Raw genomic sequence first — 16568 nt, forward strand, 5'->3', positions numbered from 1 at the left:
AACAATAACTACTCTTTATATCATTTTAATATCGAAGATATCCCATTAACTAAAACACCTGTAATTCTATTGATCATTAAATCTTCGTTGTTAATAAAACAAATGGCTTCTTTTATTATTTTTTTTGAGGCTTATTTATGGTCAGTGTTATTGCTCTCGTTGTCCATCTTCTCAGATTTATTGTGGTGGGCAGAGTCCAAAGTGATGAAACCAAAGAACTGGTTGATGTCGTAACCGGATAACTCACTGCTATCCATTCATTACGTGGCCAGGATCACACGGGTACAGGATGAGCCGTAGAGCAAGGTCCGTAGGTTTACGGTGGGTTAGATAATAAAAAGAAACGCGGCTGTCGGATTGTAGCCGCGGGACAAGGTCCAAAAATTTCCAAGAGTCGTTGAATTTCCCAGCTTTTTTGGAAGCACAGGTATCTTACTAATAACTAAAAAAGGTTTAAACTATAAAATTAACCGTATTTTTAGGTAACGCTTACCGACATATCCATACCGCGTTCAGACGGTTAACAGTGGGGCGGCAATCCTTAAGGATCAGCCTACGCAGCGACAGATATTGATAGCCTGAATCAGTATTGATCTGCTGGCAAGAACAGACTACTGTATATAAAAACAGTACAACTTCAGGCAGATTATTATGTTGTTTATCAAGCCTGCGGATCTCCGCGAAATTGTGACTTTTCCGCTATTTAGCGATCTTGTTCAGTGTGGCTTTCCTTCACCGGCAGCGGATTACGTTGAACAGCGTATCGATCTGAATCAATTGCTTATTCAGCATCCCAGCGCGACTTACTTCGTCAAAGCGAGCGGAGACTCCATGATTGACGGTGGGATTAGTGACGGTGATTTATTGATTGTCGATAGCGCTATTACCGCCAGCCACGGTGATATCGTCATCGCTGCTGTCGATGGCGAGTTTACGGTGAAAAAATTGCAGTTGCGCCCGACGGTACAGCTTATTCCCATGAATAGCGCATACTCGCCGATTACCCTCGGCAGCGAGGATACGCTGGATGTCTTTGGCGTAGTTGTCCATGTAATAAAGGCGATGCGCTGATGTTTGCCCTTTGCGATGTGAACTCGTTTTATGCCAGTTGTGAAGCGGTGTTTCGCCCTGACTTATGGGGTAAACCGGTGGTTGTGCTATCGAATAACGACGGTTGCGTTATTGCCCGAAACGCTGAGGCAAAGGCGCTGGGCGTTAAAATGGGCGATCCCTGGTTCAAACAAAAAGATCTGTTTCGTCGCTGTGGCGTTGTCTGCTTTAGCAGCAATTATGAGCTTTACGCAGACATGAGCAATCGGGTGATGTCGACGCTGGAAGAGCTGTCTCCTCGCGTGGAGATTTACAGTATTGATGAAGCGTTCTGCGATTTGACGGGGGTACGTAACTGCCGCGATCTCACTGACTTTGGCAGAGAAATTCGCGCAACGGTACTGCAACGCACGCATCTCACCGTGGGGGTGGGTATCGCTCAGACCAAAACGCTGGCAAAACTTGCCAATCATGCGGCAAAAAAATGGCAGCGGCAGACCGGTGGGGTGGTGGATTTATCCAATCTGGAACGCCAGCGTAAATTAATGGCCACTTTACCCGTAGATGAAGTCTGGGGAATTGGACGGCGCATCAGCAAAAAATTGAACGCGATGGGTATCAAAACCGTTCTGGATTTGGCGGATACAGATATCCGGTTTATTCGTAAACACTTTAATGTGGTACTCGAAAGAACGGTGCGTGAGCTGCGCGGCGAACCCTGTTTGCAGCTGGAAGAGTTTGCACCGACGAAGCAGGAAATTATCTGTTCCCGCTCGTTTGGCGAACGTATCACGGATTATGAATCGATGCGGCAGGCCATTTGTAGTTACGCCGCCCGGGCGGCAGAAAAACTCCGCAGTGAGCATCAATATTGTCGGTTTATCTCCACGTTTATTAAAACGTCGCCATTTGCGCTCAATGAATCCTATTACGGCAATAGTGCGTCGGTAAAACTGCTGACGCCTACCCAGGACAGCAGAGACATTATTAACGCGGCTACGCGATCTCTGGACGCCATCTGGCAAGCGGGCCATCGCTACCAAAAAGCGGGCGTGATGCTGGGTGATTTCTTTAGTCAGGGAGTGGCGCAACTCAATTTGTTCGATAACAACGCACCGCGTCCCGGTAGTGAACAATTGATGGCGGTAATGGATATGCTGAATGCTAAGGATGGCAGGGGAACACTCTATTTTGCAGGGCAGGGGATCCAGCAACAATGGCAGATGAAGCGAGCCATGCTTTCACCACGTTATACAACACGAAGTTCTGATTTACTGCGGGTCAAATAAACATAGCGGCAGGAAAAAGACGCTCCCGCAGGAGCGCCGAATAGATTAGCGACCAAACAGATCACGTTTTTTCGCTTTAAACGGCTGGGAAATCACCACCAGCACCGCGACAATCAGGTAAGCGATAAAAATACCGAGCAACCACTGTGGCATTTCCAGACCTAAAAAATCCCACTGACGCTCGGCACAATCGCCAGAGGCGACAAACACTTGTGGCACCCATTTATCCAGCGGCAGCCAGTCCGGGAAGCGAACCATAAAATCACAGGTCGCAAACGGTGACGGATAGAGTTGAAGCATAGTGTGTTCGTAAGTTAACTGCACACCGCGGAACGCACTGTATAACCAGATAATCATCGCCACATAACGCAGCGGAGTTTTCGGAGCAATAGCGCCAATCAGCGCGGCACCCAGAACGCCGAATAACGCACAGCGTTCATAAATACAGAGCACGCAAGGTTTAAGTAACATCACATGCTGGAACCACAGCGCCGTTAGTTCCAGTGCCAGAGCGGTAAACGCCATCAACAGCCACGCACCCCGACCCTGTGAACATTGGTTCAAAAATCGCAACATAATAATATCCCTGCAATATGCATAGAATGCGCAGTTTAAACCAATTCATTCGCTGCGCCACCAGGGGGAATCAAAAATCGATCGTAATCGAACAATTATCGGGCGAAAAGGCAAACCGGGCATCAATATACCCGGTCAGTTGTTATCAAAGCGCTGCTATCCAGCCCATTTGCATAAACCATTCGGTTACAGGGGCAAGAGTAAACTCGACGCAGAGCAGTCCGACGAGAGTCAGGACGAGGGTATAAGGCAGGGCCATCCACACCATGCGACCATAAGAGAGGCGAATCAATGGCGCGAGTGCAGAGGTCAGCAGGAACAGGAACGCAGCCTGACCGTTCGGCGTAGCGACGGAGGGCAGGTTGGTCCCGGTATTAATGGCAACTGCCAGAAGCTCGTATTGCTTCAACGTAATCGCGCCACTCTCCATTGCCGCTTTCGCTTCGTTGATATAAATCGTCCCCACGAAGACGTTATCCGAAATGGATGACAGCAGACCGTTGAAAATATAGAACAGCGAAAGCTGTGCATGTTCCGATGCCTGCAGCACAAACTGGATAATCGGGGAGAACAGCTGCTGGTCGATAATGACTGCGACTACCGAGAAAAAGACGGTCAACAGTGCGGTGAATGGCAGAGATTCGGTGAAGGCTTTGCCGATGGCATGTTCATCGGTGACACCGGTCAATGATGTCGCCAGAATAATGACCGACAAACCAATCAAGCCAACTTCCGCCAGATGCAACGCCAGCGCAGTCACCAGCCAGACGCCGATAATCGCCTGGACAATCAGACGAATTTTATCCTGACGGGTACGCTGGTGGCGGCTTTGATCGTCAAACTGTTGCAGCACTTCGCGGACTTTCTCCGGCAGTGTTTCACCGTAGCCAAACCAACGCAGCTTCTCCACCAACAGGCAGGTTAACAGACCGCAAACCAGAACCGGAACGGTCACTGGTGACATGCGCAGGAAGAAATCGCCAAAATGCCAGCCAGCGGCTTTGGCGATAATCAGGTTTTGCGGCTCACCCACCATGGTCATTACGCCACCTAATGCGGTACCGACGCCAGCGTGCATCATCAGACTACGCAGGAACCCACGGAACTGCTCCAGAACAACTTTGTAATGCTGGTCGATATGACTATCGTCTTGCAGGTCAGGATCTTCGGTGCGGGAAGAGGCTACGCGGTGATAAATGCCATAAAAGCCTACTGCAACGCTGATCACCACCGCCACGACGGTTAAAGCATCGAGGAACGCGGAGAGAAACGCCGCCGCCACGCAAAAAGAGAGCGATAGCAGCATTTTGGAGCGAATGCTTAATAGCAAGCGAGTAAAAATGAACAGCAACAGCTGTTTCATAAAATAGATGCCCGCCACCATAAACATCAGTAACAGCAAGACTTCAAGGTTTGCCGCCACTTCTTCACGGACGTGTTCCGCGCTGGTCATGCCGATGAAGACGGCTTCGATAGCCAATAGGCCGCCGGGGAGCAGCGGGTAGCATTTCAGGGCCATCGCCAGAGTGAAAATAAATTCCGCTACCAGCAACCAGCCAGCGACGAAAGGGCTGATGAGGAAAATTAACGGATTTACGATTAAGAAAATGATGAGGGCAAGTTTGTACCAGTCGGGGGACTGGCCCAAAAAATTGCGCCATAGCGCGCGGCCCCAGGAGATCTCCATGATGGTTTCCCTTACCTTACAAATAATCAATGATGTTTTTATGTTTAAGCGCAAAGCTTAACGGTCGGGCAGGAGTGAGGCAAGTATTGATGATCAAGGAGAAAGAGATGCAGAAAATGAAGCCTTGATCCCTTTTTTCTTCTTTTTGTCTGCTATCAGCGTGATTAGCCCTCTGGTATGATGAGTGCAACTTTGTTTTGCTGTGTTATGGAAATCTCACTATGGTCATTAAGGCGCAAAGCCCGGCGGGTTTCGCGGAAGAGTACATTATTGAAAGTATCTGGAATAACCGCTTCCCGCCCGGGACTATTTTGCCCGCAGAACGTGAACTTTCAGAATTAATTGGCGTAACGCGTACTACGTTACGTGAAGTGTTGCAGCGCCTGGCGCGAGACGGCTGGCTGACTATTCAACACGGCAAACCGACGAAGGTGAATAATTTCTGGGAAACCTCCGGGTTGAATATTCTTGAGACGCTGGCGCGACTGGATCACGAAAGTGTGCCGCAGCTTATTGATAATTTGCTGTCAGTGCGTACCAATATTTCGACAATTTTTATTCGCACCGCGTTTCGTCAGCATCCTGATAAAGCGCAAGAAGTGTTGGCAACCGCCAATGAAGTGGCCGATCACGCCGACGCCTTTGCTGACCTGGATTACAACATTTTCCGCGGTCTGGCGTTTGCTTCCGGTAACCCAATTTACGGTCTGATCCTCAACGGGATGAAAGGGCTGTATACGCGAATTGGTCGTCACTATTTCGCTAATCCGGAGGCGCGCAGTCTGGCACTGGGCTTCTATCACAAGCTATCGGCATTGTGCACTGAAGGCGCGCATGATCAGGTTTACGAAACAGTGCGCCGCTATGGGCATGAGAGTGGCGAGATATGGCACCGGATGCAGAAAAATCTGCCGGGTGATTTAGCCATTCAGGGGCGATAATCCCTTCCGTTTAAAAAGCAAACCCCTCAAACGAGGGGTTTTTTGTTGTTTTTACAGATTTCCCATTCTCGGCGGGCAACGTTCCAGCAACTCGACGCTGCCGTCTTCGTTTTGCTGTTCGAGCATCACATCAAATCCCCACAGGCGATGCACATGCTTCAGCACCTCTTTACGTCCCCGGTCCAGCGGAGCGCGGTTATGCGGAATGTAGCGCAGCGTCAGTGAACGGTCGCCGCGTAAATCCACGTTCCAGATCTGAATATTCGGCTCCAGATTACTTAAGTTATATTGCGACGATAATCGGTTACGGATCTCCCGATAACCTTCCTCATTATGAATGGCAGAAATTTCCAGATAATTATGGCGATCGTCGTCCAGAACGGTGAAGAAGCGAAAATCACGCATCACTTTCGGTGACAGGAACTGGCTAATAAAACTCTCATCTTTGAAATCACGCATCGCAAAATGCAATGTTTCCAGCCAGTCAGAACCGGCGATATCCGGGAACCAGTATTTGTCTTCTTCCGTCGGCGACTGACAAATCCGTTTAATATCCTGGAACATGGCGAAACCAAGCGCATACGGATTTATTCCGCTGTACCACGGGCTGTTATAGGGCGGCTGGAAAACCACATTGGTGTGGCTGTGCAAAAACTCCAGCATAAAGCGTTCGGTCACTTTCCCTTCATCGTACAGATGGTTAAGGATGGTATAGTGCCAGAAGGTCGCCCAGCCTTCATTCATCACCTGGGTCTGTTTTTGCGGATAAAAATACTGGCTCACCTTTCGCACAATACGCAGAATTTCACGCTGCCATGATTCCAGCAGTGGGGCATTTTTCTCCATAAAATAAAGCAGGTTTTCTTGCGGCTCGGAAGGATAGCGGCGCGCTTCGGCGACTGTTTTCTCTTCTTCGCGCTTCGGCAGGGTACGCCACAGCATGTTGACCTGACTTTGCAGATACTCCTCGCGACTTTTCTGCCGGGCTTTTTCCTCCTGGAGAGAGATTTTTTGCGGACGTTTGTAACGGTCCACGCCGTAGTTCATCAGGGCATGACAGGAGTCCAGCAGCTTTTCTACTTCATCAACGCCATAACGCTCTTCGCACTCGGTAATATATTTACGGGCAAAAATCAGATAATCGACAATCGAACTGGCGTCGGTCCAGCTGCGAAACAGGTAATTGTTTTTGAAGAAAGAGTTGTGACCATAACAGGCATGTGCCATTACCAGCGCCTGCATGGTGATGGTGTTCTCTTCCATCAGGTAAGCGATACACGGGTTAGAGTTAATGACAATTTCATAGGCCAGCCCTTGTTGACCGTGCTTATACAGACGTTCGGTTTCGATAAACTTTTTACCGAATGACCAGTGCGGATAGTTAATCGGCATGCCGACGCTGGAGTAGGCATCCATCATCTGTTCCGAAGTGATCACTTCAATCTGGTGCGGGTAGGTATCCAGCCGATAGAGTTTCGCCACCCGGTCTATCTCTGCAAGGTAAACATCCAGCAGGTCGAACGTCCAGTCGGGTCCATCGCTCAAACGTGTGGTGTCCTTATTCATAGAATCGATCGTCGCCATACGCGCACCTCATTGTTGTCGGCGCTCTCTGTGTGGAGCACCTCATTTCAAGCATAGAACACCTGTTAAAAACCGCGTCGCCGGAGAATTTTTTTCTTTGCGATTTCTTATTATCGGAGTGCCAATAATTAGCTTCTCAACGGAATTTTCTGCTGGATAAAAAGCACGTTCAGCAGGAGATGCCAAAGACAGTATATTCCCGCTGTGTCAGGGAGATGTGAGCTGGCTCACCATAAAAAAGCTGTATGTTGAATAATATTTTCAACTGAGTTATCAAGATGTAATTAGATTATTATTCTTTTACTGTATCTACCGTTATCGGAGTGGCTATGCGAGTTGTCATACTGGGAAGTGGTGTGGTAGGCGTTGCCAGCGCCTGGTATCTGAATCAGGCAGGACATGAGGTCACCGTCATTGATCGGGAACCGGGGGCGGCTCTTGAAACCAGCGCAGCGAATGCCGGGCAAATCTCCCCCGGCTATGCCGCGCCGTGGGCAGCACCAGGCGTGCCTTTAAAAGCGATTAAATGGATGTTTCAGCGCCATGCGCCGCTGGCCGTTCGTCTCGACGGTACGCAGTTCCAGTTGAAATGGATGTGGCAAATGTTACGTAACTGCGACACCAGCCACTATATGGAAAATAAAGGGCGGATGGTGCGCCTGGCGGAATACAGCCGTGATTGCCTGAAAGCATTACGCGCAGAGACAAATATCCAGTATGAAGGTCGGCAGGGCGGGACGCTGCAACTGTTCCGTACCGAACAACAATATGAAAACGCCACTCGCGATATCGCCGTGCTGGAAGATGCTGGTGTGCCGTACAAATTACTGGAATCCAGCCGCCTGGCGGAAGTAGAGCCCGCGCTGGCAGAAGTGGCGCATAAACTGACCGGCGGTCTGCAACTGCCCAATGATGAAACCGGAGACTGCCAGCTCTTTACCCAGAATCTGGCGCGGATGGCGGAGCAGGCGGGGGTTAAATTCCGCTTTAATACGCCCGTTGATCAGCTACTTTGCGACGGCGAGCAAATCTACGGCGTGAAGTGTGGTGATGAAGTGATTAAGGCCGATGCGTATGTGATGGCGTTTGGTTCTTACTCGACGGCGATGCTCAAAGGCATTGTTGATATTCCGGTGTATCCGCTGAAGGGGTATTCCCTGACCATTCCAATTGCGCAGGAAGATGGCGCGCCGGTATCCACCATTCTTGATGAAACCTACAAAATCGCCATTACCCGTTTCGATAACCGTATCCGCGTTGGCGGAATGGCGGAAATTGTTGGCTTTAACACTGAACTGTTACAGCCGCGTCGTGAAACGCTGGAAATGGTCGTTCGCGATCTCTATCCGCGCGGCGGTCATGTCGAGCAGGCGACTTTCTGGACCGGTTTGCGCCCGATGACGCCAGACGGCACGCCGATTGTTGGTCGTTCACGCTTTAAAAATCTGTGGCTGAATACCGGTCACGGTACGCTCGGCTGGACGATGGCTTGCGGTTCCGGTCAGTTGTTAAGCGATCTGCTCTCGGGGCGCACGCCCGCTATCCCGTATGAGGATTTAAGCGTAGCGCGCTACAGCCGTGGATTTACGCCATCACGCCCGGGCCATTTACATGGCGCGCACAGCTAAGGAATCGAGATGACCAGACCGATACAGGCCAGCCTCGATCTACAGGCATTAAAACAGAATCTGAACATCGTCCGCCAGGCCGCGCCGCACGCGCGCGTCTGGTCGGTGGTAAAAGCGAACGCGTATGGGCACGGTATTGAGCGTATCTGGAGTGCGCTCGGGGCGACTGATGGCTTTGCCTTACTTAATCTGGAAGAGGCCATTATCCTACGTGAGCGCGGCTGGAAAGGGCCGATCCTCATGTTGGAAGGTTTTTTCCACGCCCAGGATCTGGAGATTTATGACCAGTATCGCCTGACTACCTGCGTTCACAGTAACTGGCAGCTCAAAGCGTTGCAAAACGCGCGACTAAAAGCACCACTGGATATTTATCTTAAAGTGAACAGTGGAATGAATCGGCTGGGCTTCCTGCCCGATCGCGTGTCCACCGTCTGGCAGCAACTGCGGGCGATGGCGAATGTTGGCGAAATGACCCTGATGTCGCATTTTGCCGAGGCCGAGCATCCTGATGGGATTACCGAGGCGATGGCGCGTGTTGACCAGGCGGCGGAAGGGCTGGAGTGTCGACGCTCGTTGTCTAACTCGGCGGCGACGCTGTGGCATCCGGAAGCGCATTTTGACTGGGTGCGTCCGGGAATTGTTTTGTATGGTGCATCACCGTCCGGTCAGTGGCGCGATATCGCCAATACCGGATTACGTCCAGTAATGACGTTAAGTAGCGAGATTATTGGTGTCCAGACGCTGAAAGCGGGAGAGCGCGTGGGCTATGGCGGTCGCTATACCGCGCGTGATGAACAGCGAATCGGCATTGTCGCCGCCGGATACGCCGACGGTTATCCGCGGCATGCGCCAACCGGTACCCCTGTTTTAGTCGACGGCGTACGCACCATGACGGTAGGGACTGTCTCGATGGATATGCTGGCGGTCGATTTAACGCCTTGCCCGCAGGCGGGTATTGGTACCCCGATTGAGCTGTGGGGCAAAGAGATCAAAATTGATGATGTCGCCGCCGCTGCCGGAACTGTTGGCTATGAATTGATGTGCGCGCTGGCGTTACGTGTGCCTGTTGTGACGGTGTAACTTGCTGTAGCCGGATGCGACCAGAGTCGCATCCGGCGATACAAGACGGATCAAACTTAAGATTCGGCTTCTTCCTCTGCTACCCGAACGCCAATCTTCAGCACTTCATTATCTTCTTTCTCGGCCACCGTCCAGATCATCCCGGCAAACTCCACCTGATCACCGACAACCGGAGCCGCGCCTAACAATTGCTGGACAATTTCCCCCAGCGTTTGCTGTTTATCGCGATACTCCCGACCATCTTCCAGACCATATATCAGCGCCACATCGGCATATTTGGCACTGGCTTCAAGAATGAAGTCACCAAAGAAACGTTGATCCAGCGCGACTGGCGGTGACTGGCTGAACAGTTTACCGAGCGCCGGGAGATCGCGTTCCCGACCAATCACGCACAAGACGTCGCCTTCACGCAGTCGGGTGCTGCCAGTGGGATGAAGCAACTGATTATCACGAAACAGTGCCGCAATACGCGTCTCTTTTGGCATATGCAGATCGCGCAGCGCCGCGCCCACGCACCATTTATCGGCACTTAACTGATAAACAAACTGTTCCCACGGGTTTTCCGGATGAATATCAAGGCCAACGCGTGATACCGGGCGTCCGACGGGCGGAACCACCACTTTGGCTTTTTTCGCCGCCCACGAGAGCGATGTTCCCTGTAACAACAGCGAAACCAGAACCACGAAGAAGGCGACATTAAAGAACAGCCGTGCATTCTCCAGGCCCGCCATCATCGGGAATACCGCCAGGATAATCGGCACCGCGCCGCGCAGCCCGACCCAACTGATAAATACGCGCTCACGCAAATTGAAGCCACGGAACGGCAGCAATCCGGCAAATACCGAAAGGGGACGAGCGAAGAAAATCATCCATGCGGACAAAATGAGCGCCGGAATGGCAATAGGCAGTAAGTCGCTTGGGTTAACCAACAGCCCAAGCACCAGGAACATGGCGATTTGCGCCAGCCAGGCGAGGCCGTCGAAATTCTGCAGAATGCCGTAGCGGTTGCGAATAGGGCGATTACCCAGCAGAAAACCGCACAGATACACCGCCAGAATACCGCTACCTTCCAGCGCAGTAGTTAATGAGAAAATCAGAATACCGCCACTTAATGCCAGCAATGGATATAATCCGGCGGGCAGGGCGATGCGGTTGATCATTTGCAGCAGTAAATAACCGCCGCCAAGACCTATTACAATGCCCAGACCAAATTGTTGCAGAATATCGACAATGAACATCCAGCTAATATTGCTCTCATGATGCTGGATCATCGCAATCAGGGTAATGGTCAGAAACACGGCCATCGGATCATTACTGCCGGATTCTATTTCCAGCGTCGAGCCAACACGTTCGTTAAGCCCCTTGCCGCCAAGCAGAGAAAATACCGCAGCGGCATCCGTGGAACCGACAATGGCGCCGATTAATAAGCCTTCAATCAAATTGAGATTAAACAGCCACGCCGCCATCATGCCGGTTAAACCAGAAGTAATCAGCACGCCCACCGTCGCCAGTGACAGCGCCGGGCCTAACGCCACGCGAAATGAACTGGCCTGGGTACGCATCCCGCCGTCGAGCAAAATAATCGCCAGCGCGAGGTTACTTACCATGTAAGCAAAAGGATAATTATCAAACGGGATGCCGCCGACGCCATCAACCCCCGCCAGCATGCCGATCGCCAGAAAAATAACCAGAATGGGAATGCCAAGACGGGAAGAAAATGAACTAAGTAAAATACTGCTGGTGACAAGGATGGATCCTAAGATGAAAAGGCTAATTATTGTTGTGGCATCCAACGGTCGGTTACTCCTGATTACGCTGTCTCTTATATAAACCCTACCATATTAGCGGCAGAAACAGCGTTTTACTTAGCCCTGAAACGTGATTTTTTTACACTTTAAGAACAGGATGACCACTAATCGTCAACTGTGTGCCTTCCTGGGTGTGATTAAGCGTGGCATGTGCGCCCAACGGCAGCGTAACTGTGCGTTGTTCATGACCAAAATCGAGGCCAGTTATGAGTGGAATAGACAGGCGGGAACGCAAGAACGCGTACACCGACTCCAGGTTGTAACCCGCGTCATAATCATTGGGCGTGCTACCACTGAAGCTACCGAGGATAATCGCCTTTTGACGCGGTAAAATTCCGGCATGATAGAGCTGTAACAGCATACGTTCGACGCGGAAAGGGTGCTCGTTAATATCTTCCAGCACCAGAATACCGTTCTCAATTTGCGGCATCCACGGCGTACCAATCAGCGAAATCAGCATCGCGAGATTGCCTCCCCACAACGTGCCTTCGGTCCGACACGCCGGGCCTTCCCCTTGCCATTCAATGGTGAATGTTTCATTGCGTAATGCCAGCCAGAAATGGTGCTCGGTAAAGGCGTTCAGCTCTTCCGCGCCAAAATTCGCCACCAGCATCGGGCCGCTAAAGGTGATGACATTACCCTGGGTCAGCAGCCCACACTGGATGGCTGTGAAATCGCTATGCCCGCAGATCAGCAACGGTTCATGTTGTTGGCGAGCAACCAGCGCCTGCCAGTCAATATCCGCCAGTAAGCGGCTGGCGCCGTAACCGCCGCGAACCGCCAGTACGATAGTGTTGGGTGACGTCAGCCCTGCAAGAGAATTAATATCCGCCAGACGCTCCGTTTCCGTACCTGCAAACCGCTCACAGCGACGGGCAATGACCTCTACGTTATTGACCTGATGACCCGCATCCATCAGGCGTTGAATACCGCGCTGCGCGGCGTGCTGATTAATGCAGTAACCCGACGGGGCGATTAAGTGAAACTGAGACATGGCAATTCCTTGCTGACAACAGAAACGAATTGTATATCATGCCGCTTAGGTGTGCCGTTGTCACCTCAACGGCGATTCCAGGCTATAAGGATAGATGAAGTGAAATTGAGATGGTTTGCCTTTTTGATTGTGTTATTAGCGGGTTGTTCATCAAAACATGACTATACGAACCCTCCGTGGAACGCGAAAGTTCCGGTACAACGTGCAATGAAGTGGATGCCAATAAGTCAGAAAGCCGGTGCGGCCTGGGGTGTCGATCCACAATTGATCACGGCGATTATCGCTATCGAGTCGGGCGGTAACCCGAACGCGGTGAGTAAGTCGAATGCGATTGGTCTGATGCAGTTAAAAGCCTCCACGTCCGGACGCGATGTTTACCGTCGCATGGGCTGGAGCGGCGAACCAACGACCAGTGAGCTGAAAAATCCAGAGCGTAATATCTCAATGGGGGCAGCTTACCTGAATATTCTGGAAACCGGCCCGCTGGCAGGTATTGAAGATCCGAAAGTACTGCAATATGCGCTGGTGGTGTCATACGCTAACGGGGCAGGCGCACTGTTACGGACTTTCTCCTCAGATCGGAAAAAGGCGATCAGCAAAATCAACGATCTGGACGCTGACGAGTTCCTCGATCACGTCGCGAGAAATCACCCCGCGCCGCAGGCTCCACGCTATATCTACAAACTCGAGCAGGCTCTGGACGCAATGTAACTCAGTCGCGTACTTTGTCCGCTTTCTCACGGGCTTCCCGCTCGAGTGAGAAAATAATCCGCTGTAATTGCCGCTCCACCGTCGGGCTGACGTTAAGAAAACGAAAGCTCAGACGGGGAGTGGAGACGGTTTCATTTTTACCATCAATCAATTTACGCTCGCTGATCGTCAGTAACTGGGCATCAAAGTGAAAAATGCCCCATTGTCCCATGTTGACTTCAATCTGTGCGAAGCGCATGCCTTCTTGCAATCCGGCAGGCTTTGCCGTTTCCAGTAATGCGCCCATGCCGCCTAACGACAAATCATACAGGCGAAAACGTAACGTGCTGTTATCCGCCAGTTTGGTCTGGCAAAAATAAGGCGGATGGAGCGGGGCGGAGATGCGGAAATATCGGCGTCGTTGTACAAACCATAAGGTGGGAGGCGGTGCGGTAATAAAGGCCGGAAGCTGCAGGTATTCACTTTGCTGTAATTGTTCAACAGTAAACTCGACTTTCGCACCCTGAGTTTCGGCGGTTATGGTAATGTGCTGCGCCTTAAGCACTGCATTGTTGTCTTCTGCTTGACTGCCGTAATCCAGCACCAGTTTATCCGGGCTTATTGCCAGTATTTTGCTGATCAGTTGACCGTCAGTCCAACTGATACGCAAGGGAATTGCGGCTTTATGCAAATCGCGTAAAACGCCCAGTACTGCTAAAGGATTTTGTTTCAGGAACTGCTCATGGTAGTGACTCACGCGGAAAAACTCCTGACCGACAAACTGTCTTTGGTTTATCGGTAGCGATTAACAAAACTTTATACAAATGCGAATTTTTTTTACATGTCGACTGCAAATCAACCACCAGACGCCCGACATCAAACTTACCCTTGCCTATACTTAGAGCGTTGACGTAAGCATTTCTTGCGTCCTGTTCATAGAAACGAGGGCCTGAACATGGGAATTATTGCCTGGATTATTTTTGGCCTGATAGCCGGCATTATCGCCAAGCTAATCATGCCGGGGCGTGATGGTGGTGGATTTTTCCTGACCTGTATTCTCGGGATAGTCGGTGCGGTTGTCGGCGGCTGGCTGGCGACCATGTTTGGCATTGGCGGCTCCATCAGCGGTTTTAATTTGCACAGCTTCCTGGTGGCGGTGGTGGGAGCTATTCTCGTTCTGGGCGTATTCCGCCTCCTGCGAAGAGAATAAGATTTTCATAAGGCGGATAGCGATACAGATGCCGCTATCCGCTTTCACATCAGAACGTATACTCGACACCTGCCCAGAAATTGCGACCTTCTTCAATAAACCCTTCACTGTAGGCATATTGGGTATCAAACAGGTTATTGACCGACGCATTGACGCTGAAGCCATGACCTAAGGCGTAATCAGCTCGAATGTGGGTCACCGCAAAACCGGCGGCTTTTTGTGAACCGTCACTGTTGCTGTAGCTGGAGGAACGCGCCTCTTCCGACAGTGTTACGCTTAACGGCTCCCACGGTTTGAGAGTCACCCATGCGGTCATGGTCTGCGTTGGCAGATCGGTAATCTTGCCGATGTCTTTGCGTTTAGCGTCAGCGTGGATCAGGGCGTAGCTCAATCCTACATCCAGTATATTGCTGATTTTCCCCTTAATACCGGCATCCAGACCGCTGTAATCTACCGTGCCGCTGTTCTGGTTTTGAATGGTATCGGCATCGATATTGTGCGAGAGGATGGCATCACTCACCCGGTTATAGTAAACGCTGACCGCAAATCCCCAGTCGCGCGTGAAGGCACCATTCCAGGTTAAATCTACCCCGCGCGCGCGTTCCGGTTTGAGCTGTGGGTTAACAATCGCTATCTGGTTATACGCTGGTTTGGACGTGGTATAGCGTTCTTTCAGCGTCGGAAAGCGAGTGCGGTCATAGTACGAAAGCGCCAGCGTGTCTTCATTGGCAAAGTGGTATTTCCCCATCACCTGCCAGTTAAAAGCTGACTGATTGTTGTCGTCATAATGGGTGATGCTGCCATCGTTCTCATGTTTTTTCGCTTCTACGCTATCGCGCCAGTCATAGCTGATTCCCGCCACGACATCGACATTATCGGCGGCAGCCCATTGATATTCACTGGCGAGCGACCAGGTGCGATCTTCATAGCGATCGTAAGCGGCGTGCGGCGCGCCTTTTTCCCGGTGTACGTCATCTTTCCAGTTAACGGCAAACGACAGCAGATCGTTTTCACGCACATCGGCTGCCAGTTGTAACCCGGCACCGTCGCTGTAATCGGAATAATGGCTGTAGCTGCCTTTTTTATTTTTCAAATCAGCCAGCGAGTTGTACATCATCAGCGTATTTTCAAAGGTGTCGCGATACAGCCGACTTTTCAAAGTAAAACGCTCGTTTAGCTGGGTCGTTCCCTGATAGTAAAAACTTTCTTTGTCATACTCTGGCCACTGCCAGTAGCGTGATTTCTGACCACTGTTTCCGCTGTATGGCGGGTTATCTTTTTCACCATCCTGCTTAATGTAAGTCAGTGTGTATTCATCGTTTTCACGCGGTGTAAAACCGAGCTTTACAATACCGCGTTTATCATCAGCCGATGAGTTAATCATCTTGCCGTGTTTGCCTGCAATATCGTTATTCACACCATGCGGCAGGCCGAGAAAATCCTGCTTTAGCTGGCTACCGCTGACTTGCAAATACCCCAGATCGTTGCTGGCGGCAAATGAAGCATGCATATCGTAGGCATTGTCCTGGCTACGGCTCCATCCCTGGCGATATCCCAGACTTGCTTCCAGAGGTTTCGTTGGCTTCTGAGTGGTGATATTAATGGCTCCGCCCATCTGATTAGGCCCCTGAAGCAGCGACGAGTACCCTTTGGAAACTTCGACCGCGCCCAGATTGTTGGTCAGAATCCGTGCCAGATCGAGGTTGCCGTCATAGGGAACATAAATCGGCACACCGTCGAAATAGACCGGTACCTGACGGCTATCAAAACCACGAACTTTGACCTGTTCTTCGTTGCGGCTGCCTGACTTTTGCAGCACTACGCCAGGGACGACGCTTAATGCCTTAGCGACATTCTGCTTATCCAGGGCCTTCATGGTGGGTTGATCGAGAACGGTGGTCGTCGTCGATGATACCGGACTGGACCATACGGTCAGCGTGTCGCTCTCCTGAGCCGCTACGGCCTGCTGGGTAAAGGCAAGTGATAATGCTGTGCAGAGATAACGTTTTTTGAGTCTCATAGAATAAATTC

Annotated in this window: 14 protein-coding genes; 7 read left to right on the plus strand and 7 right to left on the minus strand. The window is 51.0% G+C overall.

Annotation, left to right across the window (positions count from 1 at the left end; translation table 11 throughout):
* Nucleotides 1–651 precede the first annotated feature (651 nt).
* Nucleotides 652–1071 (plus strand): translesion error-prone DNA polymerase V autoproteolytic subunit, encoded by a 420-nt coding sequence (locus FEK47_RS06180; protein WP_130205617.1) that lies wholly within the window; start codon nt 652–654, stop codon nt 1069–1071.
* Nucleotides 1071–2339 (plus strand): DNA polymerase V catalytic protein, encoded by a 1269-nt coding sequence (gene umuC, locus FEK47_RS06185; protein WP_138183140.1) that lies wholly within the window; start codon nt 1071–1073, stop codon nt 2337–2339. Before FEK47_RS06180 ends, umuC begins: the two co-directional genes overlap by 1 nt.
* A 45-nt stretch (nt 2340–2384) precedes the next feature.
* Here umuC and dsbB read toward each other — a convergent pair whose 3' ends face one another.
* Both dsbB and nhaB read right to left on the minus strand, forming a co-directional pair.
* Nucleotides 2385–2915 carry a disulfide bond formation protein DsbB gene (gene dsbB / locus FEK47_RS06190; RefSeq protein WP_130258884.1) on the minus strand — a complete coding sequence of 177 codons (531 nt, stop codon included), beginning with the start codon at nt 2913–2915 and terminating at the stop codon, nt 2385–2387.
* A 145-nt stretch (nt 2916–3060) separates the two neighbouring features.
* The gene (gene nhaB, locus FEK47_RS06195; protein WP_135486238.1) at nt 3061–4602 is read right to left on the minus strand and encodes a Na(+)/H(+) antiporter NhaB; all 1542 of its coding nucleotides are present in this window, start codon (nt 4600–4602) and stop codon (nt 3061–3063) included.
* A gap of 221 nt (nt 4603–4823) precedes the next feature.
* Between nhaB and fadR the strand changes: the two genes are divergently transcribed.
* Nucleotides 4824–5543: a fatty acid metabolism transcriptional regulator FadR gene (gene fadR / locus FEK47_RS06200; protein WP_130215962.1), complete on the plus strand. Its 720-nt coding sequence runs from the start codon at nt 4824–4826 to the stop codon at nt 5541–5543.
* Between the two features lie 51 nt (nt 5544–5594).
* Here fadR and FEK47_RS06205 read toward each other — a convergent pair whose 3' ends face one another.
* Complete coding sequence (locus tag FEK47_RS06205) at nt 5595–7127, minus strand: SpoVR family protein (RefSeq protein WP_130205627.1); 1533 nt, start codon at nt 7125–7127, stop codon at nt 5595–5597.
* Nucleotides 7128–7456: 329 nt separating this feature from the next.
* Between FEK47_RS06205 and dadA the strand changes: the two genes are divergently transcribed.
* A complete protein-coding gene (dadA, locus tag FEK47_RS06210; protein WP_130205629.1) occupies nt 7457–8755 on the plus strand; it encodes a D-amino acid dehydrogenase in 1299 nt (432 codons plus the stop codon).
* 9 nt (nt 8756–8764) lie between these two features.
* On the plus strand, nt 8765–9835 hold the full coding sequence (gene dadX / locus FEK47_RS06215; RefSeq protein WP_135486237.1) for a catabolic alanine racemase DadX: 1071 nt from the start codon (nt 8765–8767) through the stop codon (nt 9833–9835).
* Between the two features lie 56 nt (nt 9836–9891).
* Here dadX and FEK47_RS06220 read toward each other — a convergent pair whose 3' ends face one another.
* Nucleotides 9892–11628, minus strand: coding sequence for a potassium/proton antiporter (locus tag FEK47_RS06220; protein ID WP_064528688.1), 1737 nt, complete (start codon nt 11626–11628; stop codon nt 9892–9894).
* 94 nt (nt 11629–11722) lie between these two features.
* Nucleotides 11723–12637: a muramoyltetrapeptide carboxypeptidase gene (ldcA, locus tag FEK47_RS06225; RefSeq protein WP_135486236.1), complete on the minus strand. Its 915-nt coding sequence runs from the start codon at nt 12635–12637 to the stop codon at nt 11723–11725.
* A gap of 99 nt (nt 12638–12736) precedes the next feature.
* On the opposite strand from ldcA, the gene emtA reads away from it, so the two are divergent.
* Nucleotides 12737–13348 carry a membrane-bound lytic murein transglycosylase EmtA gene (gene emtA, locus FEK47_RS06230; RefSeq protein ID WP_130205637.1) on the plus strand — a complete coding sequence of 204 codons (612 nt, stop codon included), beginning with the start codon at nt 12737–12739 and terminating at the stop codon, nt 13346–13348.
* A gap of 1 nt (nt 13349) precedes the next feature.
* Here the strand turns inward: emtA and FEK47_RS06235 are convergent, their stop codons facing one another.
* Nucleotides 13350–14084 (minus strand): flagellar brake protein, encoded by a 735-nt coding sequence (locus tag FEK47_RS06235; protein ID WP_130222841.1) that lies wholly within the window; start codon nt 14082–14084, stop codon nt 13350–13352.
* 198 nt (nt 14085–14282) lie between these two features.
* Here FEK47_RS06235 and FEK47_RS06240 point away from each other — a divergent pair, with 198 nt between their 5' ends.
* Entirely contained in the window at nt 14283–14537 is a 255-nt protein-coding gene (locus tag FEK47_RS06240; RefSeq protein ID WP_000511315.1) for a GlsB/YeaQ/YmgE family stress response membrane protein, read from the plus strand.
* Nucleotides 14538–14586: 49 nt separating this feature from the next.
* On the opposite strand, the gene FEK47_RS06245 is transcribed toward FEK47_RS06240, so the two are convergent.
* A complete protein-coding gene (locus FEK47_RS06245) occupies nt 14587–16557 on the minus strand; it encodes a TonB-dependent receptor (RefSeq protein WP_135486235.1) in 1971 nt (656 codons plus the stop codon).
* Nucleotides 16558–16568 lie beyond the last annotated feature (11 nt).

Source organism: Escherichia sp. E3659, assembly GCF_005781135.1.
GTDB lineage: Bacteria > Pseudomonadota > Gammaproteobacteria > Enterobacterales > Enterobacteriaceae > Escherichia.